The sequence below is a fragment of the Faecalicatena sp. genome, from assembly GCF_058819085.1.
In genome coordinates, this window is sequence record NZ_JBZUUL010000004.1 from 322,647 (window position 1) to 345,100 (window position 22,454).

A 22,454-nucleotide genomic window follows, 5' to 3' on the forward strand; every position below is an offset into this window, starting at 1 on the left:
ACGATTCCTTTCTCTATGAATTTCTAACTTTGATTATACTTGCTTCATTTCAACATTGTGTTATCAAATTGGCTTTTTTATCTTAAAATTAGCTTTCAATTATATTCAAAACTATTTTTCACATAAAAAAGCTAAATTATGGACATTCAATCTTCTTTTTATACTATAATATAAACATAAATGAATTCCAAGAGGAGGGAATATAACGTGAAACGGCTAAGAACAGATATTGAGATCACAAAATTCTTAATGCAGATAAAAAAATGTCACGGAGAAGTTTACTACGAAACGATAGAGGGTGATGTTCTGAATCTTTCCTCCGCGCTGAGCCAGTACGTCTTCTGCTCGATCGCCAGACAGCCGCATTACTGGAATACCGGAGTGGTACGTTGTGAACTGGAGGAGGATGATGCACTCCTCTCAGAATATCTTTATGAAGGTGATGAATGATGAATGTCCATAATAATCTGAAATTATTCCAGGAGCTGATCAGCTGCAGCCACAAGCTGTATCTTTGGAGTTATACCCCAGACCTTACGCTGATCAGCACCAACTGCCCCACGGATATGATCGATGGGAATAGTTTTTTCATGATCAACCAGTCTGAACCGCTTCTTAAGTATGCCCAAAACGGACACCGCCCCTTTGTCATGGACAGCTTCCTGAATATCCTGTGGATCGCTGATTTTGAATGGGAGGGGGACGACCTGCAGAAAATCCATATGATCGGCCCCACCTTTTCGGGAGGAAACTCTTACCAGAAATTAAAGGAAAAACTGGATGCGCACAATCTGTCTGTGCAGGCAAAGATCGCCGTGCTCAAACAGCTCGATGAGATCCCTATCCTTCCAACAAACCTGCTTTTCCAGTACGCCATTATGCTCCATTACTGTATCACGGAGGAGAAAATTTCCTCCCAGGATCTGCAGTATCCAGCCATGCTCAGTGAAGAAGAGGGGCCGAAGGATATTCAAAATATTTCCGATGAACACCCGGGGATCTGGGCTTCAGAACAGATGCTGGTGAAGATGTTCCGGGAAGGCAACCCCAATTATAAGGACGCCCTGGAAAAATCCAGCACCTTAAGCAGTGGAGTGAAATTTAATTCGGGGGACTCCCTGCGCCACTCCAAAAATAACATGATCGTGCTGCTTACCCTTTGCTCCAGAGCTGCCATAGAGGGCGGGCTCTCCCCCTCCATTTCCTACACCCTCTGCGACTATTACACCCAGCGGTGTGAGGATGCCGGAAGCATATCGGAGATGACAATCTTAAGCCGCACGATGCTGGAGGACTACATGCAGCGCGTCCGCCAAGCCAGAGCGGACTCTGCAATTTCCAGGACCGTACAAAGCTGCTGTGATTATATCTCTGTCCATGTAAACGAAAAACTTTCGATCGAGTTCCTTTCACAGCGTGCCGGATATACCGAATACTATTTTTCCCGTAAATTCAAGCAGGAAACCGGATACAGCATCAGCGAGTTTATCAAACGGGAAAAAATAAGGAAAGCCCAGACGCTTTTATGCAGCACCAATATGAGCATCCTGGAGATCAGCAATGAGCTTTCCTTTAGTTCCCGGAGCTATTTTTCCGATACGTTCCAGAAGATTACGGGCGAATCACCGGGAGAATACCGAAAACACAATCTCAAGATATAACCGTATACTCATACCTGCCTGGTCCCACGTTGTCCTTCCGCCCGTCCGGGAGGACAACTTCTGTTTCTACAGGTGTCTCCAGCACGATGTGCAGCGCGCCCTGATCATATCTCCACTCTGAACGGATTTCTCCATGCCGTGAAAGATAACTACCGCTGACACTTCCCAGGCGTTCATCCGGATAAGGCTCAAAATGTACCTTTGCAAATCCGGGCAGTGCAGGCTTGATCCCCAGAATATACTGATAATAAAATTCTCCCACACTTCCAAATGCGTAATGATTGAAGGAAACCATATTTTCCCCGGAGGTCCGGACTTTTTCTTCATTCACAGATCCGTCCGGTTTGAGTGCATCCCAGCGCTCCCAGGTCGTTGTTGCACCATTTTTGATCTGGTACATCCATCCCGGACAATTCTCCGAAAGCAGCATATCGTATGCCAGCCGGGTCGCCCCCGCTTCCACTAAAAGCGGCAGAAAATGCTCTGTGGCGAAGAATCCCGTCTCCATTTTATTCTTTTTCACATTCTCCACATATTTCTGCAGGACCTTGTCACGAAGCTCACCCTTGGGGATCACAAACTTCAGAGCCATGATGTAGGCTGACTGATAGTCTTTTGCTACGGTTCCGTCTTTCTTTACAAACTTCTTGATATATACCGCTCTTGTCTTTTCAAGCTGTTCCCGGTATTTCAAAGCATCCTCAGTTTTTCCCAGTTTTTCTGCAGTCTCTGCGATCACCTCAAGATCATGCACGATAAAAGAGTTGGAAACAGGATTATTATGCATTGCCTGCCATGCCATATCCCTTCCCGGAGCCAGCCAGTCACCCAGGGATGCGCCGATCCACAGGTTCTTTCTTCCCATCTTACGAATTTCGGCTTCCACGAAAAGCTTCATACTCTCATACTGAGCCGGCAGTGCTTCCTCGTCACCGAACTGCCAATACATCATCTCTGGCAGGATCGTTACTGCATTTCCCCAGCCAAGCATACTGATGAATCCGATTCCCGCCGGGCCTGTCGCCGGAACTGTCGCACCTACATATCCTTCCGTATTATCCAATTGCCCCAGACGAAGATCTGTCAGGAAATTCTTCCAGAAATCGCGGGTATCAAAGTTGTATGCGCCAGTCAGTGCAAAGACATGCCCATCCCCGGTGTATCCCATCCGCTCATCTCTCTGCGGGCAGTCCGTTGGGACTTCGACATAATTCGACTTTTGTCCCCACACCTGGTTCTCATACAGCTTCTGTACCATCGGGTGTGCACAGTAAAACTCTCCTGTCCGTTTCATATCTGAGTAGACCGCATAGGCCCTGATCAGACCCGGTACATACGCAGCACCGCTTAACTCCATGTAGCGGAATCCCATATAGGTAAAGCGGGGGCGGTATTTTTTTCTTCCCGAAGCCATTCCGCTTTCAGAAACTATACTGGCCTCACAGACCGTATTGGCCTCACAGACATTATTGTCTGCAGAGCCTGCCCTGCTTTTAGAATCTGAATGATACACAATCATCGCCTTTGCCTTACGCAGATTATTCGTATATACACTACCGTCAGGATTCAGGATCTCCCCATGTCTGATCGTCAGGGTTTCCCCTGATAAGTACTGCGGATCTATTTCTACAATACCTGCAAAATTCTGTCCAAAATCCAGGATGACCCTGCCGTCTTTGAGCGACTTGACTGCCTGTACGGGCATCTCTTCCTGAACGCGGACCTCCATCAGTGTCTTCTCCAATTTATCCGGCACTTTTTCCATATAAGAAATGGCATGTCCAATCACTTTTTCACTGTTTTCCAGAGCGGCATGGTAGACTTCTCCGTCATATTCACCCGCATATTCGTACGGAGATTCCAGCTCTTCCACATCCGTACCGGAACAGATCTGCTGCCTGCTGCCGTCTTCATAAGTCACCGTTAAGATCCAGGCTGCTCCCGGCTTTTCTCCATATATCTGTGTCTTGTTCTCGCATAAGAAACGTCCGCAGTACCAACCCTGGCCGAGATAAACTCTCAGCTCATTTATGTCTGCCTTCAATAGTGAAGTAACGTCATGTTCCTGATATAAAAGCCGTCTCGGATAGTAGGTATAACCGGGGGCAAACATCTGCTCCCCCACCTTAGACCTGTTTAACTCTGCCTCATATACTCCCTGGGCCGTGCTGGTAAAAACGGCACTGACCACATGGCTGCCTGCTTTTTCCAGAGAAAATTTTTGTCTTAAGACAGACACCGCGCCCTCTTTGTATTCACTTTCTGTTGTAATAAATTTTTCTCTTAACTCCTTCATGATATTGACCTCTTTTATATTTTAAATAAACTGCCTCATGCTCCCTGTTTTTTAATACCAATAAAGCCTCTGTTAATCTTTGCTAAAGAAAACAGGCCTAACCACCGAAGGTATTGTCAGTGATTAAGCCTATTGTATAACATGAAATGAATCCATGCGTTAAAGGATTATTCTTTTTGTTTAAATTTTAGTCAACATCTTCCAAGACCATGCGAAGACTGCATATGTCCTGTCTTGTTTTAAATTTCTCCTGGGTATAAGTTACATGAACTCCGGCCAGTCCAAAATATACATATAATAATACCAATTCCTATTATCAAATTTGGCATTGAATATATCTACATATTGTGCTAATATATTCCCATCGTACTACAATTAGTATATACATAGTATATTCAAGTTATATCCCAGGTCTCTGCCAATTCAGTAGAGCTTCCTATGGTAAGATGATATAAGAAAGGTGTATCTAGATGATGACAGACAAACAGACAGCTTTATTTCCAGACTTCCCGGAACTTCGGGAGGTTCTCATACAGATCCAAAATGACTTCCCCCAGGAAGAATACAGCATGGACAAATTAAACTCCCGTTTCCGAAGTTTTCTGACCCCCGGACTTTCCAGAAACGAAAAGTTAGAATTCCTCATAAAAGCAGCCATCGAGCTGACCACGCAGGAAGCCCCCAAATGGGAAATGATCGCCGCGCGGTTTCGGATGCTCCAATTTGAGCTTTCCGTGAAAGACACAATGGATCATGCAGGTATCCACAGTTTTTATGAAAAGATCTGCTGGCTTACTGAGCTTGGATTATATGGAGACTATATATTAGATCATTATTCTAAGGAAGAGATCGATCAATTCGAATCCTTAATCTGCCCGGACAGAAATAACTTATTCCCCTATTCCGGGCTGGACCTGCTTCTTGACCGCTATGTAATTTGCAGCAGAACGGGAGAACCTTTGGAGACTCCCCAGGAAATGTTCATGGGGATCGCGATGCATCTCGCTATGAAGGAAACGAATGACCGAAGTAACTGGGTGGGGCGTTTCTATGACATGATGAGCACCTTGAAGGTTACCATGGCCACCCCCACGCTCTCCAATGCAAGAAAGCCTTATCATCAGCTTTCCTCCTGTTTTATTGATACCGTGCCGGACAGTCTGGACGGGATCTACCGCAGCATCGACAATTTTGCCAAGGTCAGCAAGTTCGGCGGCGGCATGGGGATGTATTTCGGAAAGGTGAGAGCCAGCGGAAGTGCGATCCGGGGCTTCGAAGGAGCCGCAGGCGGTGTCATCCGCTGGATCCGTCTGGCAAATGATACCGCAGTTGCAGTGGACCAGCTGGGCGTCCGCCAGGGTGCCGTCGCAGTGTATCTGGATGTGTGGCACAGGGATCTGCCGGAGTTTTTGAATCTTCGGACCAACAACGGGGATGAGCGGATGAAGGCCCACGATGTCTTCCCTGCAGTATGCTATCCCGATTATTTCTGGGAGCAGGCCCGGGATCATATCGAGGATGACTGGTATCTGATGTGCCCACATGAGATTTTAACCGTGAAAGGATATGCGCTGGAGGATTCTTTTGGTGAGGAATGGAAAGAAAAATATCTCGACTGTGTGAAGGATGAGCGTATTCAAAAGCGTGTAATTCCCATCAAGGATATTCTTCGTCTGATCATCCGCAGCGCCGTGGAAACAGGGACCCCATTTGCATTTAACCGGGATTCTGTAAACCTGGCAAATCCAAATAAACATAAAGGAATGATCTATTGCAGCAATTTGTGTACGGAGATCGCCCAGAATATGAGTGAGATCGAAATGGTGGAGCAGACAGTTCAGACAGTAGATGGCGAGACGGTTGTGGTCACAGTCACAAAACCGGGTGAATTCGTAGTCTGCAACCTGGCAAGCTTAAGCCTTGGAAAGATTCCAGTTGAGGATTTCGAGGAGCTTTCTTACCTTACTGAGAGTGCAGTACGCGCACTGGACAATGTGATCGACCTGAACTTTTTCCCCGTGCCTTATGCGAAGATCAACAACCTGAAATACCGCCCCATCGGGCTTGGAGTCAGCGGCTACCATCATATGCTGGCGAAGCGCGGTATCCGCTGGGAGAGCCAGGAGCACCTGGATTTTGCAGCAAAGGTATTTTCTGATATCCATTATGCCGCGGTGGAGGCAAGCAGTAATATTGCAAAAGAAAAAGGCAGCTATGATTATTTTGAAGGAAGTGACTGGCAGACCGGAGACTATTTCCGTCAGAGGGTCCTGACAGAGGGAAGATGGGCAGATTTAGCCGCAAAGGTCGCATCCCAGGGGCTTCGCAACGGTTATCTGCTGGCTGTGGCACCGACAAGCAGTACGAGTATGATCGCCGGGACTACCGCGGGGCTTGATCCGATCATGAACCGCTATTATCTGGAGGAAAAGAAAAACGGACTGGTACCGCGGGTTGCCCCGGAGCTTTCCATGGAGAATTTCTGGTACTATAAGAATGCGCATCTGATCGACCAGACCTGGTCCGTGCGCGCCTGCGGCATCCGCCAGCGCCATATCGATCAGGCCCAGAGTATGAATCTATATATCACCAATGAGTATACCTTCCGCGGGGTGCTGAATCTGTACCTGCTGGCATGGGAGGAGGGCGTGAAGACGATCTACTATATCCGCTCCAGAAGCCTGGAAGTCGAGGAATGTGAGGTTTGCTCTTCGTAAATACAATAATGAATCAGGAGATAATATAATGACAGAATTAAGAAAAAAGCCTTTATTTAATCCCAACGGTGATACCGAAGCATCGTTAAGAAGAATGATCGGAGGCAACACCACAAACCTGAATGATTTTAACCATATGAAATACAACTGGGTCAGCAGCTGGTACCGACAGGCCATGAATAACTTCTGGGTACCGGAGGAAATCAATCTGAATGTAGATATCAAGGACTACAAACTGCTGCCAAAAGAAGAACGCAGGGCCTATGACAAGATCCTGTCCTTCCTGATTTTCCTGGACAGCATCCAGACAGCTAATCTCCCGAACATCGGGGAGTACATTACCGCAAATGAGATCAATCTCTGCCTTTCCATCCAGACCTTCCAGGAAGCAGTGCACAGCCAGAGTTACAGCTATATGCTGGATACGATCTGCGAACCGCAGGAGAGAAACCAGGTATTGTACCAATGGAAGGATGATCCGCATTTACTGGAGCGGAATGAATTTATCGGAGATCTGTACAACGAATTCCAAAAGGAAAAGACCCCGGAAATGCTGGTGCAGACTCTTATCGCCAATTACATCCTGGAGGGGATCTATTTTTACAGTGGTTTTATGTTCTTCTACAACCTCGGCAGAAACCGCCGCATGCCCGGTTCTGTACAGGAGATCCGTTATATCAACCGAGACGAGAACACACACCTCTGGCTGTTTCGGAGTATCCTGACAGAATTGGAGAAGGAAGAACCAGAACTCTTTACTTTTGAGAAAAAAGAAAAGTATCGGGAGATGATCCATGAGGGATGCGAACAGGAGATCCGCTGGGGGCACTATGTGATCGGCGATGAGATACAGGGACTGAGCCGGGAAATGATCACAGATTATATCCAGTATCTGGGCAACCTGCGCTGTAAGGGACTCGGCCTTGCACCGGTCTACGAGGGACACGAAAAGGAACCGGAAAGCATGGAATGGGTCAGCCAGTATTCTAATGCCAACATGATCAAGACAGACTTCTTCGAGGCACGCAGTACCGCATATGCAAAGAGCAGCGCGCTGGTGGATGATCTGTAAGAAGTGGAGAAAGAAAAAATAGAGAAGAAATTGCTATTTTTTATTGATTGCAACCTCTTCTCTATTCGTAACATTATTATTTCAATCCCCAGGTCATACCCTGACAGCTATATTATAGTACACAAAAACATAATATTCAATAATGTTACTAATAGATTGTTAAACAATTTACTATTATTTATTGAATGTTATGGTAGACTATGCTATATTGGTTTCAAGGAACAATCGTGTTGCAGGGTGGCGTTGACCTCATTCTACATAGAATGGGGGTGGTGCTCATGAAGAACAAATTCAGTTTCTCAGACTTGATGCAGTTCGGATTATTTTTAATTGCACTACTGACATTCATTTACTTGATTAGTCATTAGTACCGCATAGAAAAACCACCCAGAAACTTTGGCCGGTTATGGGTGGTGTTTTCTACATCTTCTACAGGTCAAACCACTTGTGGGCGGTTGTTTCCTTTTGTATTTATATCGTAACAGATATTAGAAATTTATTCAAGATTTTTTTGTAATGTGTGCTATTAGTGTACTTTCAGCCTATTAATAACTACATTTTATAATAGCACACATATCTCTAAGTTTAGCTTTTCTTTACTTATCGTACAGTTGGCACAATCTGATTCATTAAGTCATATCATCCCTCAATGCATCAATAATATTTTCCTTCTTGATCTTATTCACGGCATACATCATGGTAATGAAGATGACGGTAAGCACGCCGAGCACGCTGATCCCCATGCTGGCCCATGGAATTCTGAAAGCAAGCCCGTCTTCTTTTCCCTGCATCCCTATATAGATCAGGATACACATCAGAATCGACAGCGGCAGCCCCACAAGCAGCGCCCTCATACCATAAAATGCACATTCAAAACGCATCATTTTATTAAAGTTCTTATCCGACATTCCCACAGACCTCAGCATGGCAAGCTCACGTCTTCTCAGCTTAATATTCGTAGATATGGTATTAAATACGTTCGCAACTGCAATGAGTGAGATCATCACAATAAATGTATAGGCGAATATATTGGCAATGAAAACATAATTCTTATTTTCCTTGAATGCCTCCGCTCCGTTAAAGAGCAGATATGCAGATGAAATATTCGCATTTCTTAAAAGCTCCCTCATTTCAGCCGTTGATCTGGAAGGATTCTCTGATGAGAAGGTCATTCCTTTCACATATACATCTGCCGGAAGATCGTCGGAAATAAACTGATCCTTCAATGACCACGGAACCATCACGTTGAAAAAGTAATCACTCTGGCTGAGATAACTGTTCTTATCCTTTGTCGGAGGGATGTCCTCCGATACAACCTCCGCACAGGTAATTTCTGCTTTTCTGCTCTGTTCTCTTAACGGCTCATCGTTTGCCATAGGAATGATGGAAACTTCCGCTGATGTATTCTTAAAAAGATCATAAAAATCACCGGCTTTCTTTTCACCGTCTTTTCCCTTGTCCGTTTCCTGCATTTTTGCAACAGTCATAAGCTTTGCATTTTCTCCGGTATATTCTCCCGGATCCAATCCTGCTTTTTTAACGAGATCCAGATATGTTTTATCATCAAGAAGCTGAACCTGTATTGGAAATTCAACCGTTCCGTCTTCGGATGGCGTACCGATTACTTTTCCATTATCACCCGCTAATTCTGAAACAGGGGCCACACAGGTATAATTCAGGACTGACTGATAAGAACTTCCTGTAATACCGGAAACTTCTTTTAATTTTTCGTAAAGCTTAAGCATCTCGCCGTCATCCATAGCCTGTGTCCCAAAGCCAATATCATAAGTGGTAAAAGTCGAAAATCCCGACATTGCCTGATTAAGACTATCTACAAAACTACTGGTCGATACAAACAGCACAACACTTAAAACAAGGGACAATATGATACTTCTATACCGTTTTTTGTTTCTTTTGAAATTTTTTAGTGCAAGGACTCCTTCCAATCCATATGTCCGCTGTGCGAATTTTGAAGTCTTTACAGATCTTGAATCCAATTTTATCTCAATGGTCTGCCTGATACAGTCCATAACCGGTATACGGGCCGCCTTTTTAGCCGGAATATAAGCGGAGATCAGAATTGTGATCAAACTGATCACCGTTGCCCCGATCAGCCCTATCCCGGATATATGCAGAGTCAAAGCCACATCGCTGTACATAATATCACTGAACTTAGGCGCCACCACTGTGATAACCAGCCAGATTCCGCCCAATCCTGTCAGGATCCCCAGTGGGATCGCGATGATACCGAGCATCAGACCTTCAAAGAGAACCGAATTGCGGATCTGTTTTCCTGTGGCTCCCACAGACGCGAGAATTCCGATCTGCTGTGTGCGCTCCCCCAGGGAGATACTGAATGAATTATAGATCAGGAAGACGGAGCCTACCATAATAATTGCGATCACAATACCGGCAATGGCATACAAAAAAGCCATGAATATCCGGTCAGAAGGATCTGACATAAATCCTAAGAACCGCAGCACATTACTGTTAAATGTATACCCATAATTTCCTGCATGGTCTTCAGCATAAGTACGGGCTTTTGTTGGTTTTTCCAGAGTAACAAAGAGATTTAAACTGTCCGCCTGAGTGTTGTCATCTGTTTTTGTGATCAAAGTATACCCCGGTGCTGTCTGTTCCTCAAATGCCGGTCTCGAATACATACCAACGATCTGATAGACCTGTTCTTTTGCAGGCTGAAATGTTTCCTCTGCCATAAAAGGATCATGCTGGCTGAGTTTCTGCTCCCCATTCATACGGTTCCCGACGGTAAGGGAAATGGTATCCCCCACTGCCAGTTCCACACCTCCGTTTGATTGAAGATGTGACGGGATCATAACCTCCCCGCTGTTCTCCGGCAGCCTCCCGGAAAGCAGGGTCTGAGGAAGAGCCTCAAATGCATCCTGTCCAAAACTGGTGATATAAAGATATGGTTTGTCAGGATTTTTTCCGTCCTGAAGCCGGGCGTATCCGATATTTCCCGTAATCAGCTCACTCTTTGCCTCCGGATCACTGGAGCGTTCCTGTACAAAGGCCGAGTCCACATCCATAAACTCCACATGCCAGCTTCCGTATTTCACTGAGGCGCCGGCTGCGGCATAGTCCATCAGGGAAAATCCAAATGTGACTGCCGCCGTGATCAGTCCGGCAGACAGTATAATACCGATAATGGTTACAATTGTCCGGGTACGGTTTTTTATGAGACCGCGCAGAGCAACCTTATGGAAAATATTCATGACCGGGCCACCTGCCTTTCATCCCGCACGACTCTTCCGTCTGCAATGGTTATGATACGGTCAGCCTGCAGCGCAATATTCTCATCATGTGTAACCAGAACCAGGGTCTGTCCATACTTCCGGTTACTCTCTTTTAACAGCTTGACGATCTCATGTCCGTTGCGGCTGTCCAGCGCACCCGTCGGCTCATCTGCAAGCATGACCTGTGGTGCGTTCATCAACGCCCGGCCGATGGCAACACGCTGCTGCTGCCCTCCTGAAAGCTGGTTCGGAAGGTGTGTCTTTCGTTCTTCCAGCCCCAGCAGTTCGAGCAGATCATTCAGCCTCTTTTTATTTACCTTCCTCTTATCCATCAGAATAGGAAGCGTAATATTTTCCACTACATTCAGCGTAGGGATCAGGTTGTTGAACTGATAAATCAGCCCCACCTGACGTCTGCGGAAAACGGCCAGCCTTTCATTATTCTGCGCATATACATCCTGACCGTTTAAGTACACCTTTCCGCTTGTGGGAATATCCACTCCCGCCATGATGTGTAAAAGTGTGGACTTCCCGGAACCGGATGAGCCGATGATGGCTGTAAAATCCCCCTTATCGATCGATAGAGAAACATGATCCAGAGCTGTAACCTGGCTCTCATCCTTTCCATACACCTTGCATAGATCTTCAACTTGTAAAAATTCCATTCTATGAGCCTCCTTTTTATGACTGCCCGGGATCTGTTTGAAAATCCCCCGGGGTTTTAGTGAACTGTTATGTGCTGCGTTTTTTCCTCTGACTGTGGAGCGCAGCTCTTTGTTTACCCATATCATAAAATTTTCAGCTTACATTTTTGTGACTTTTTTGTGAGATATCCGTCACTTTTACTTTGAAAAGCGTATAGAGAAAACGGCGCCTCCCCGTGGATGGTTTTTGGCCTTGATCGTCCCGCCCTGTCTGATTATGATGGTCTTTGAAAGTGCCAGTCCAATTCCATATCCTGCCGTATCTGTATTTTTCCCACGATAAAATCTATCAAAAAGGCCGGCTAAATCTTCTTTGGAAAAGCCCGGACCGCTGTCATGAATCTGGATCTCCGTAAACAGAAGGTTATCTTCACAGGTAATCTCAATCTTCCCGTCGTCACCGGCACTTTCCATGCAATTCTTCAAGATGTTCTTAAGGGCCTCAGAAAGCCAGCGTTCATCACCATACAGGACAACGCCCTTAGGAATGTCCGTATGTATGGAGATGTTGTGCAGCTCCAGCGCGATCTGGAATGAGTGCACTGCGTCATTGATCAGCTTTGCAACTGCTATCTTCTCTTTCTGGAATACCACGACTCCCGCATCCAGACGGGACAATTTCAGCAGTGAGGTAAGCAGCCAGTCCATTTGGGCAAACAGCCCTTCCGCTTCGCGCAGCAGAGTTCGCAGTTCCCGTTCATCCGGATGATCTTTCAGCAGAGAAAGGGTCAGATTTGCCGATGTCAGAGGGGTGCGGAGCTGATGGGCTATATCTGCGAGTGAATCTGCAAGATTCGTTTTTTCTTTGATCAATGCCTTATTCTGTTCTCGGATGCGGAGTGTCATTTTCGTTATTTCGCTTTCCAGAATTGCGAGCTCCCCTTCCTCCTCTCCACTGATAAATACATGATCCTGATCGTGCAGCACCAGATCGATCTGCTCTGAGATATCTGCAATCCTCTTATATCGCTCTCTGGTAAATATAAAAAATGCCGCCCCGAAAGCAGCGGCAGAAATAAGCGCAAAAATTCCCGCTGCAGAATGGACTGTAAATCCTGCCGCGGCCAAAACTACTGTAATCACGATATACCAGATCGTAAATTTCTGAACTTCTCTATTCCGAAACATGACTTCCTCCCAACCGGTATCCGGTTCCATGAACTGTCAGAATGATATGCGGACTGGCAGGATCATCTTCAATCTTTTCCCTCAGCCGCTTGATATATACCGTCAACGTGTTATTATTAACAAATTCGCCGGACGCATCCCACACTTCATCCAGAAGTCTGTCCCTCGTAATAATACTTTTCGGGTTGTTGACAAACACTAAGAGCAGGCGGTATTCCAATGCGGACAGGAAGACCTCCCTGCCATCCTTTTTTACCACTCCGTTTGCCACATCCACATGAAGCCCGCAGATATCAAAAGAAGAGGGGGCGGCCCCGGATTTGCGCAGCGCATTGGCAATCCTGGCTACCAGCTCCCGCGGCCTGAAAGGCTTTGTGATATAATCGTCGGCTCCCATGTTCAGGCCGGTTACAACACTTGCCTCATCCCCCGAGGCAGTCAGGAAGATGACAGGAATGCTCTGAGTCTGCCTGATCTCCGTACAGACCGCAAAACCGTTCCCGTCAGGTAAGGAGATGTCCACCAGCGCCAGGTCATATCTGTCTTCTGCAAGCCTGGATAAGGCTTGTGCCTGCGTGGAGGCATGGGTGACCTTAAATCCTTCCGAACAGAGCAGGCGCGTAAGGTTCTTCGCGATCTCTTTATCATCTTCTACTAAAAATATCTGCTTCATGTTTTTTACACCATCCTTTGAGTACTTCTAAAACTGTTGATACTATAATGAGTCCAACTCAATTTGCCAGTTACCGACTGGCAATTCTCATAGCTTAAATAAAATGCTCTCATAAGAAGGTCATGCAATGAGAAATGTCCTTCGATTATTATAATTATAGCACGAAAAAAGCTGCATCAAGCTTAATGTTATAGTTTTGTAACATTAATATATTTATGTTTTATCTTTAATTCATAATTAACTCTCGGTATCAGGGTGACTTTATTATGCGCTATTTTAGCATATCCAACAATTTGTTACAATTTGAAAAAACGCCCTCCCAAAGGCGAGCGTTTCAACCTAATATATGTAATTCCATTATCTTCCTCTATTGCAGGAAATTCATAAACACTGCCAGTGCCACGATCCCGACCATCATCAGAAACCACACTAAGGCGATCACCATAGCGGCAATATTTACGCCGCTTCGGCTTTCTTTGCTTTTTACGCAGATAACCGAAAGCAGCAATCCCAAGATCACACAGGCGATATTCCCTCCTGCCCATATGCTGTTCACACTGTCAGCTACCGTAATTTTAAACAAGATCGGAATATAAGTCGCCAATGGCAGTAAACTGACGATCAATGCAGCAATACTTAATTTTTGAAGCTTCTTATTTTTCACACTATCACCTCATCTCTTTCTTCCCAAACCGGGTAACACTAACGGCAAGCAGCAGCACAAAAGCCAATACTGCGCATGGCAGAAATGGTATCACCGAAAAAGCAGTACCGGAGCTTTCGGCTGTAAAATCGTGTAACGAGCAGGACACCAGATAACCGCTGTAGCAGTACGGATATGCGATCCAAAGGGGCGTGTTTGCTACAAGGACGCCGGGTATGACAAGCAGCAGGTTCAGTCCCACGCTAAGCAGCGGCTTTTCAAACAGTACCGTGATCGCCCACATCGCGGCTACACAGGGCAGCATAGTCAGGAACAGTCCGGCACACCATTTCAAAAGATAGAGGACGGGAAGTGTTTCCTTGATCCCCATCGTGCTTGTGGCGATCCATCCGGCAGCGATGAACACTGCAATGAAAATGACGATCTCCATCAGCAGGTAGAACATCAGCACGCAGAACTTTGCAAGAGAAAGTGCCTGCCGGCTGACAGGCAGCGCCAGCATTTTCAATATGCCGTTATTCTGGGTCTCCCGCCCTGCGATCATCACACAGACCACGATCATGCTAAATGGAAGCAGATAATAAGCGTAGACCAGCGCACTTTGAATAAACATGGCAGGCCAGGCATTGGTGTACTCCGGTGTGAAATAACTGCTTAGATTCGCGATTCCGGAGGCTACGACCAACAAAGGTGCAATAAAAATCAATGGTATGATCTTTGAACGTTTTACTTTTGTGAACTCGATCCCCAATAATTCTAAAAATGACATATGATCCCTCCTTACTCATACCGCAGATTTTTTGCCATCCACAATCCTGCAAGCAGGAAAAGAACAGTTTCCACCGCGGCAGCAATCACAACGGTAACATCGGGCCGGGCGCTCATAGCAACGGCAGGCCGCAGCATGAGGACAAAGGGATGGATCATCATAAGGCCCTTATCCGAATTTGCCAGTGCCATCCCGCTTAAAAATCCGGCCACACCTACCCCCAGGGGAACCCACATATTTTCAAACCGGGATGAGATCAGCAGCATAAAGGACAAAACCGGCATGGACGTAACAAAGGAGTAGCCGGCAAATTTCAGCAGCGTACCAAGTTCAAAGGCCCCCTGCGGCAGATCTGTCATTCCAATTGCTGCCAGAGCCAGATGCTGGATCGCTATCGCCGCAAAAAGCAGGACGGTCAGGATCAGAAACTTGCAGGCATACATTCCCGGAACACTCATGGGAAGCATGTAGATCTTCTTGACCGCGTTTCCCTTGAATTCCATGTTATAGATCATGCAGGCAGCCACCACGATACCAAACATATTCAGCACCATGATCATACCGTAAAGCTGGGTAAGCAGAACATCCATCGGGTCCAGCGGCAGATTTAAAAGTGTGTCTTTCCGAACAAGAAAGTTTACAAAAGCGTATGCAGCCCCCAAAACTCCTACCGCCAGAAGAACGGGAATCACGCCGGTGCGTTTTTCTTTTTGCAGTTCAATCACCAGTGTTCTCATAGCCTCGCCCTCTCCCTTCTGACCGCGTTGTCCTCCTCCACCATAGAGAGGAACATCTCCTCCAGATTATCGGCGGCAAAACCGGACTGCATGGCCTTTTGTCTAAGCTGTTCCATACTGCCCTCAAAGAGCAGGCGGCCATGATTGAGGATCCCGATATCATCTGCGATGAGCTCGATTTCCGACAGCATATGTGATGAGATCAATACCGTGCAGTCGTAGAGATCAGGCAGGGATCTTATCAGATTACGGATCTCATGGATTCCGGAGGGATCCAGGCCGTTTGTAGGTTCATCCAGGATCAAAATCGGCGGCCTTCCGATCAGGGCGGCAGCAAGTCCCAGACGCTGCTTCATGCCCAGCGAATATTTCTTTGCAAGGCGGTCACCAAACTCGGATAAGCCTACCAGTTCCAGCGCATCCTCCACGGAACGTTTCGGAAGTCCCAGGATACGCCGGATAACATCTAAGTTCTCACGCCCGGTCAGGTTGGCATAAAAGGATGGCTGCTCAATAAAAGAACCGATCTCTTTCAAAATAGCCAGGCGGTCAGCGGGAAATCGCTTCCCGTCAATAATAAAACTGCCTCTTGTGGGAGCCGTCAAACCCAGCAGCATTTTCATCGTGGTCGATTTCCCGGCACCGTTGGGGCCAAGAAAACCATAAATGTTTCCCTTACTAATATGAAGAGAAACATTGTCCACGGAAGTGAAACTTTTGTACTTCTTTGTTAACTTATTTGTGGTAATGATATTATCCATAAGAACATCTCCTTTCGATATCTTTATGGTACACCTTCTACCTGACATCTCCATTCTCGTGTCCTTACTTTTTAGTGATTCTTAAATGACTTTCCAGTGATCCCCACCTTACTTTTACCTTACTTTTTGAATGGGCTGCTTTATAAAGAAAAACGCTGTGTTATAATCATCATATGGAGGAGACTGCTATGGAACATTCATTTTTGAACAATAAGAAAATCATGCTCGTAGATGACGAACCAGATCTGTTAGAATTGGTATCCGGTATTTTGGAAGACGATGGATTTTCCAATGTTGTAACGGCGTCCACGGTAAAAGACGGTGTACTTCTTGCTAAGGAAGAGAAGCCTGATCTGGCAGTTCTGGATGTCATGCTCCCTGACGGGGACGGCTTTTCATTGATGAGGCAGATGAGAAAATTCACAGATATCCCGATCATGTTTTTGACCGCTAAGGATGAGGCTGTGGACAAGCTGGCCGGACTGGGGCTTGGTGCAGATGATTATATCGTGAAACCTTTTTTAGCCCAGGAACTGCTTCTGCGCGTCTATGCAGTTCTGCGGCGCTGTTACAGGGACGACAGCGATCTCATAAAGCTGGATGGGTGCACGATTGATTTTAGCCGGGCGGAGGTCAGCAAAAACGGAGAAATCTTTACACTGACCGCAAAGGAACACCTGCTGCTGGAAACACTGGCCCGAAACGAAGGAAAAATCGTCACAGTGGATGCGTTATGCGAAGCACTGTGGGGTGACAATCCATTTGGATATGAAAACAGCCTGAATGCCCATATCCGCCGCATCCGTGAAAAAATCGAGAGCGACCCGTCAAAACCGGTTTCCCTGATTACGATCAAGGGACTTGGCTATAAACTAAACATGAGGAAATAATACAATGAAGTCATTTGCAAAATATATTTCAAAATACTTAATGTCTTTCGCTGCCTTTGTGATCCTTCTGCTGTTTACCAACTTTTTGTCTTTTGGCCTGACATTCTACAGTGCGATCGCAAAGGATTACGGCGACACTTCCCCCCAGAATATGCTAAAGAAGGCTGCCGCTGCTTCCACAATAAACGGAACGACAGACGAAATAAAAGCACTGCTCCGTGAGAATGGGATATGGGCGGTTTTCTTAAGCCCGGATGGGAAAACAGCATGGTCCGTAGACGCACCCGGGGAACTTCCCTCAAACTACACCATTCAGGATGTCGCGGTTTTTTCCAAAGGCTATCTGGAGGATTATCCTGTATTTGTCTGGGATGACGGTGATGGACTGCTGGTACTTGGTTATCCAAAAGACAGCTATACAAAACTCATGAGCAACTATTTTTCCATTGAGGCCATTCAGAAAATGCCGGTCTTTTTTACCGTATTACTGATTTTTGACTTTCTGCTTTTATTCGCCGTCTTTTATTTATCCAAACACCGGATCATCAAAAGCACGGGACCGATTATTGCCTCCATCCAGACACTGGCCGAAGGAAAACCAGCCTCTTTGTCCACCCAGGGCGAATTATCAGAGGTGGCTGACAGTGTGAACAAAGCCTCCCTGATCTTAAGCCGTCAAAATGAGGCCCGGGCAAACTGGATCAGCGGGGTCTCCCACGACATCCGTACCCCTTTATCCGTGATCATGGGCTATGCAGGCCGGATCATTGCGGACAATACAGCAGGCAGCACCGTCAGGGAGAAGGCCGCTGTCATTCAGAAACAGAGCACTAAAATCAAAGAGCTGGTCCAGGATCTGAATCTCGTATCCAACCTGGAATATGAGATGCAGCCGCTTCATAGGGAACCTGTCCGTTTGTCCAGGCTTCTCCGCTCCTATCTGGCGGAATTGTTAAATTCGGGAATTCCAGATGGTTATACTGTTGACATCGAAGTACCCCCTGATGCAGAAATGGCAGAGCTTAACTGTGATGCCCGGCTCATCTCCCGGGCAGTCAATAACCTGGTCCAGAATAGTATCGGGCATAATCCCAAGGGATGCGATATCAAGCTCTCCATCGACTGCACCGACACCACCATTTCCCTGATCGTGGCAGATAATGGCGTGGGGCTCACCCCTGAAAAAATGAAGGAACTAAAAGAACGGCCCCATTACATGGAAAGCATGGATGAGCGGCTCGATCTGCGCCACGGGCTGGGGCTTCTGCTGGTTCGCCAGATCACGGAAGTCCATAATGGGACGATGACCATTGAAAGCGGACCGATGCAGGGGTATCGGGCCATATTGGAGTTTCAAAAGTAAGCAGACATGTATTAGCGTGTCGGCAGAGAAAGAACTTTACGACAAGACAGGGCACTATCACCCGGATGGGTGATAATGCCCTGCCTCATGTCTGCACCTAATCTAATACTTCAGCTATTAAACATCTCTTCGTATAATCGATCTCATGAGTCTTATCAACCGTAACTGTGTCAGAGCATATAACATCTTTACTGTTCTTTCCTAAGTAAAATTCAAAGTCACCTTTTTCAACGATCCAGTGCTTTGGCTTATCATAAAATGCCAGAATATCAATATTGAAACTAAATCTGACTGTTTTTGTTTCTCCCGGTTCCAGTGTGATTCGTTTGAAACCGATCAGCTCCTCTGCCGGCCTTATAACAGAAGCCACCTTATCAATGCCGTAGAGCTGTACTACCTCATCTCCCTTTATGCTTCCTGTATTTGTCACATTTACCGAAACAGTAATCTGCTCATTTTCCTCCATATGTAATGAAAAATCATGATACGCAAATGTAGTATAACTAAGCCCATGGCCAAATGGGAGCTGCGGCCTCATATCTTCATTGACGTAACCTTGTTTATTAATCGCGCCGTTCCTGAAAGATTCATTTTCTGTTCCCCGGTTAAAATAATGTCCCACCGGTCCATGTGCCAGACTGCGGGGCACATCTATCTGCAGACGGCCGCCCGGATTATATTCTCCCGTAATTGTTTCAGCAATGGCAATTCCGCCATAAGTACATGGAATCCAGCCTTCTAATATAGCTGGTACATGTTCATAAATCCATTCACTGACAACTGGTCTGACATCTGTATGAACCAGGATCATATTCGGATTCACATCATAGACCTTACGAAGCAGTTCTTCCTGATTACCCGGCAGTCCGATATCAGTGGTATCGATGCCTTCTCCACTCGTACAATGCATACCCCAGCCATTTCTTCCTCCGAGTGTCATAATTACGATATCTGCCTCCTTTGCAGCCTGCATTGCAGAAACGTAGTCATTCTTCTCATCACCTGCATAATCACAGCCTTCTGTCCATGTCACATGGTCAAACCGGCTCTTCAGAGCTTCGTATGTGGTCTGAATCTCCGGGTACACTGCACGTATGGTATCATCTGTAATATGAAGATCGAGTTTTTCTGTATCAAAGCCAGAGGTTACATCCTCACTATTTGCTTCCACTCCGGCCATTGCACTTTTACCGGTGAACATCATGTCAAACCCTCCGCAAATGGAATAGCATCCATAAAATGCTCTTACAGAATCACCCATCGGTCCAATGACAGCGATTTTTTTTGTTCGGTCTGTTAATGGTAAAATTCCATTATTTTTTGTAAGTGTCATGGTCTTTTGTGCTGCTGCATGAGCTTTCTTATTATTCTCCGTATTATCATAGGCAGCTGCCATCTGTTCCGGCTGTGCATAGGGATTCTCAAAAAGGCCTAGTTCATATTTCATTGTAAGAACACGCTCTACGGCACGGTCAATGTATGCCATATCAAAAGTTCCCTTATCAGCATCCTTTGCCATTTCCCTGCTATAGCCCAGCCGGCTTGGGAATTCCATATCCAGCCCGGCTTCCAGACACAGCTCACCTGCCTTCGTAATATCGTCCGTTACACGAAATACATTGCGCAGGCGGTCAACAGACGCATAATCGCTAACTACAACGCCCTTAAATCCCAAGTCATCACGAAGCAGATCTGTTAGAATTTCCTTGCTGGCACATACCGGCTTTCCATTGTATTCGCTGTAGCTGTTCATAATCCCTCTTACATGTCCATTACGAATTGCCATCTCAAAGGGACGGGCGAAATTTTCCCTGAGATCACGCTCATTTACAACAGTCTGTGCCATATTCAAACCACCCGCGGTCGCTGAATATCCAAGAAAATGCTTTAGTGTTGCCGCATTTCCATAGCCGTCCTCATTATTTTGCATCCCCTTTACATATGCGGTTCCCATGGCGCCGCACAGAACAGGATCCCCGGCATAAGTCTCTCCCAAACGTCCCCAGCGAAGGTCTCTCACCAGATCAACCACTGGTGAAAGAACATGATGGATTCCCACTGCACTTGTTTGCTTTCTGCATATTGATGCCATCTCTTCCACGATTTCTGGTTCAAAGGCCGCACCTAATCCAATCGACAGCGGAAACTGAACACCGCCTGCGATCAACGGGCCTGTCAGTGATTCACAGTGGAACATAACCGGTATCTTGTGTCTGGAATGTTCCAGTACATATTTCTGTATTCTGTTAATATCTTCAGCAATCTGATCTGGTGCACCGCCAAGGATCGGCATCGCGCCAATGCCATTTTCTATACCAAGAGTTTCTGGCTGTTTCATATCTGCCGGCATCAAACATGTCAGCTGTAAAACCTTTTCTTCTGTTGTCATTTCCGCCATTAATTCTTTGATTTTTTCTTTTATTTCTTCTCTTTTCATCTTTCTAACCCTCCAGTTGTTTCATTTCTTTTTCCATCCTGCACAAGAACATGGTTATGAAACCTATCGCACCAATCAAAGCCGGAACCAGGGCATATACTGTAAAAATAGCAGCATTGGCTCCTGCACTCTGCACTTCCAGTGTTCCGTCAAAGCCACCCATATCCAGAACTCTTCCCACGATAAATGGTGCAATGCCATTGGCTACTTTATCAGCGAATCCCCGAATTGCTGAGTATACTCCTTCATTCTCTCTTCCAGTCTTTAATTTTCCGTAATTCATGGTATCTATAAGAACAAGACTGCTGACACTTACGCATAACGTAGTCCCGGCCATGGCTAAAACTGTACACAAGGCAAGCCATCCGACGCTTTTCGGGTTCAAATACTTTGCAAGATTCCCGGCAATAATAAATGCAAAAGAAACCATCATCACAGCTCTGTTGCCCAGCCTTTTAGTCATAACCGGAATCAATGCCAGAAAGACATATGCAATCATTGATACTACTCCAAGCATCGAAGCTATTGTCAGGTCACCGAATACATATTTAAAGAAAAATGTACTTACATTTCCATTAATCCCACTTGTCAGTGTGCCGGCCAGAACAATAATGATAATCATCAGCAGATATTTATTTTTCACTAATTCACTAATAAATTCTTTAAAAGAGACTTTCCCAGCTTTTTCTTGTTCTTCTGTCGGTTTCATTTCCGGCGCAAAAAAGAACATACACAATGACATAAGGATTCCCGGGATCGCAAATACTCCCGTTATTATAATCCAGCCATTTGGTTCATTCTCAAGATTATCAATTAGTATGGGCAGTATAATACCCGCAGCGGTCGCAAACACGGCTGTTAGTAAACCAGTTGCTGCAACAGCCCCTGATCTTTTTTCCTCTATAAATGTTCTTTTCAGACGTACAGTACCCGCAACTGATGTAAACGTATAACACACAGTCTGACACAGGTTATACATGACAAAAACATATATGATTTTTCCTGCAGTATGTAATCCTGGAACTGCAAAACAAAGAACCAATGCAATCCACATGGGAATTGCAAACAGATCAAACGGACGTGCCTTTCCCAGCTTAAAATGACATCTGTCTATCAGATAACCTACCAATAGATCTGAGATCCCGTCAAATATCCTGCTGCACAGTAAAATTGTACCGACTACTGTTCCTGAAAGTCCTGTCTGCGTTGTGAGAAAGTATGTCAGCATTCCAAGTACTACTAAACTCATTCCTGAGGATGCACCACCTAAAGCTATCGGTAACACCCCATGTCTTCCATCTCCATATTTTTTCATTGATTTTTAT

General features: G+C 45.8%; 17 protein-coding genes. 6 read left to right on the forward strand and 11 right to left on the reverse strand.

The features are described from left to right. Positions 1–207 precede the first annotated feature (207 nt). Positions 208–450 carry a hypothetical protein gene (locus AC4OGX_RS03555; RefSeq protein ID WP_493328480.1) on the forward strand — a complete coding sequence of 81 codons (243 nt, stop codon included), beginning with the start codon at positions 208–210 and terminating at the stop codon, positions 448–450. Beyond that, the gene (locus tag AC4OGX_RS03560) at positions 447–1,661 is read left to right on the forward strand and encodes a helix-turn-helix domain-containing protein (RefSeq protein ID WP_493328481.1); all 1,215 of its coding nucleotides are present in this window, start codon (positions 447–449) and stop codon (positions 1,659–1,661) included. Before AC4OGX_RS03555 ends, AC4OGX_RS03560 begins: the two co-directional genes overlap by 4 nt. On the opposite strand, the gene AC4OGX_RS03565 is transcribed toward AC4OGX_RS03560, so the two are convergent. After that, complete coding sequence (locus AC4OGX_RS03565) at positions 1,651–3,957, reverse strand: family 78 glycoside hydrolase catalytic domain (protein ID WP_493328482.1); 2,307 nt, start codon at positions 3,955–3,957, stop codon at positions 1,651–1,653. The two genes, AC4OGX_RS03560 and AC4OGX_RS03565, sit on opposite strands and share 11 nt — an antisense overlap. A 470-nt stretch (positions 3,958–4,427) precedes the next feature. On the opposite strand from AC4OGX_RS03565, the gene AC4OGX_RS03570 reads away from it, so the two are divergent. Together AC4OGX_RS03570 and AC4OGX_RS03575 are read left to right on the forward strand one after the other, a co-directional pair. Next, the gene (locus AC4OGX_RS03570; RefSeq protein ID WP_493328483.1) at positions 4,428–6,674 is read left to right on the forward strand and encodes a ribonucleoside-diphosphate reductase subunit alpha; all 2,247 of its coding nucleotides are present in this window, start codon (positions 4,428–4,430) and stop codon (positions 6,672–6,674) included. Between the two features lie 28 nt (positions 6,675–6,702). After that, a complete protein-coding gene (locus tag AC4OGX_RS03575; RefSeq protein ID WP_493328484.1) occupies positions 6,703–7,746 on the forward strand; it encodes a ribonucleotide-diphosphate reductase subunit beta in 1,044 nt (347 codons plus the stop codon). 629 nt (positions 7,747–8,375) lie between these two features. On the opposite strand, the gene AC4OGX_RS03580 is transcribed toward AC4OGX_RS03575, so the two are convergent. The 8 genes from AC4OGX_RS03580 to AC4OGX_RS03615 all read right to left on the reverse strand — a co-directional run bounded on the left by AC4OGX_RS03580 (position 8,376) and on the right by AC4OGX_RS03615 (position 16,439). Next, positions 8,376–10,982, reverse strand: a complete 2,607-nt coding sequence (locus AC4OGX_RS03580) for an ABC transporter permease (protein ID WP_493328485.1) — start codon at positions 10,980–10,982, stop codon at positions 8,376–8,378. Then, on the reverse strand, positions 10,979–11,668 hold the full coding sequence (locus tag AC4OGX_RS03585) for an ABC transporter ATP-binding protein (protein ID WP_493328487.1): 690 nt from the start codon (positions 11,666–11,668) through the stop codon (positions 10,979–10,981). Before AC4OGX_RS03585 ends, AC4OGX_RS03580 begins: the two co-directional genes overlap by 4 nt. A gap of 177 nt (positions 11,669–11,845) precedes the next feature. Continuing rightward, on the reverse strand, positions 11,846–12,835 hold the full coding sequence (locus AC4OGX_RS03590) for a sensor histidine kinase (RefSeq protein WP_493328489.1): 990 nt from the start codon (positions 12,833–12,835) through the stop codon (positions 11,846–11,848). Continuing rightward, on the reverse strand, positions 12,822–13,508 hold the full coding sequence (locus AC4OGX_RS03595) for a response regulator transcription factor (protein ID WP_493328490.1): 687 nt from the start codon (positions 13,506–13,508) through the stop codon (positions 12,822–12,824). The genes AC4OGX_RS03590 and AC4OGX_RS03595 overlap by 14 nt, the downstream gene beginning before the upstream one ends. Before the next feature lie 367 nt (positions 13,509–13,875). Further along, positions 13,876–14,172, reverse strand: coding sequence for a hypothetical protein (locus tag AC4OGX_RS03600; protein WP_493328491.1), 297 nt, complete (start codon positions 14,170–14,172; stop codon positions 13,876–13,878). Between the two features lie 4 nt (positions 14,173–14,176). After that, positions 14,177–14,941 carry an ABC transporter permease gene (locus tag AC4OGX_RS03605; protein ID WP_493328492.1) on the reverse strand — a complete coding sequence of 255 codons (765 nt, stop codon included), beginning with the start codon at positions 14,939–14,941 and terminating at the stop codon, positions 14,177–14,179. 11 nt (positions 14,942–14,952) lie between these two features. Beyond that, complete coding sequence (locus AC4OGX_RS03610) at positions 14,953–15,678, reverse strand: ABC transporter permease (RefSeq protein ID WP_493328493.1); 726 nt, start codon at positions 15,676–15,678, stop codon at positions 14,953–14,955. Continuing rightward, a complete protein-coding gene (locus AC4OGX_RS03615; RefSeq protein WP_493328494.1) occupies positions 15,675–16,439 on the reverse strand; it encodes an ABC transporter ATP-binding protein in 765 nt (254 codons plus the stop codon). The genes AC4OGX_RS03610 and AC4OGX_RS03615 overlap by 4 nt, the downstream gene beginning before the upstream one ends. Positions 16,440–16,627: 188 nt before the next feature. On the opposite strand from AC4OGX_RS03615, the gene AC4OGX_RS03620 reads away from it, so the two are divergent. Both AC4OGX_RS03620 and AC4OGX_RS03625 read left to right on the forward strand, forming a co-directional pair. Then, positions 16,628–17,329 (forward strand): response regulator transcription factor, encoded by a 702-nt coding sequence (locus tag AC4OGX_RS03620; protein WP_493328495.1) that lies wholly within the window; start codon positions 16,628–16,630, stop codon positions 17,327–17,329. 4 nt (positions 17,330–17,333) lie between these two features. Continuing rightward, positions 17,334–18,692 (forward strand): sensor histidine kinase, encoded by a 1,359-nt coding sequence (locus AC4OGX_RS03625; protein WP_493328497.1) that lies wholly within the window; start codon positions 17,334–17,336, stop codon positions 18,690–18,692. Positions 18,693–18,789: 97 nt separating this feature from the next. On the opposite strand, the gene AC4OGX_RS03630 is transcribed toward AC4OGX_RS03625, so the two are convergent. Together AC4OGX_RS03630 and AC4OGX_RS03635 are read right to left on the reverse strand one after the other, a co-directional pair. Next, entirely contained in the window at positions 18,790–21,129 is a 2,340-nt protein-coding gene (locus AC4OGX_RS03630; RefSeq protein WP_493328498.1) for a glycoside hydrolase family 3 N-terminal domain-containing protein, read from the reverse strand. A gap of 4 nt (positions 21,130–21,133) precedes the next feature. Next, the gene (locus AC4OGX_RS03635) at positions 21,134–22,444 is read right to left on the reverse strand and encodes an MFS transporter (protein ID WP_493328500.1); all 1,311 of its coding nucleotides are present in this window, start codon (positions 22,442–22,444) and stop codon (positions 21,134–21,136) included. Positions 22,445–22,454: the final 10 nt, after the last annotated feature.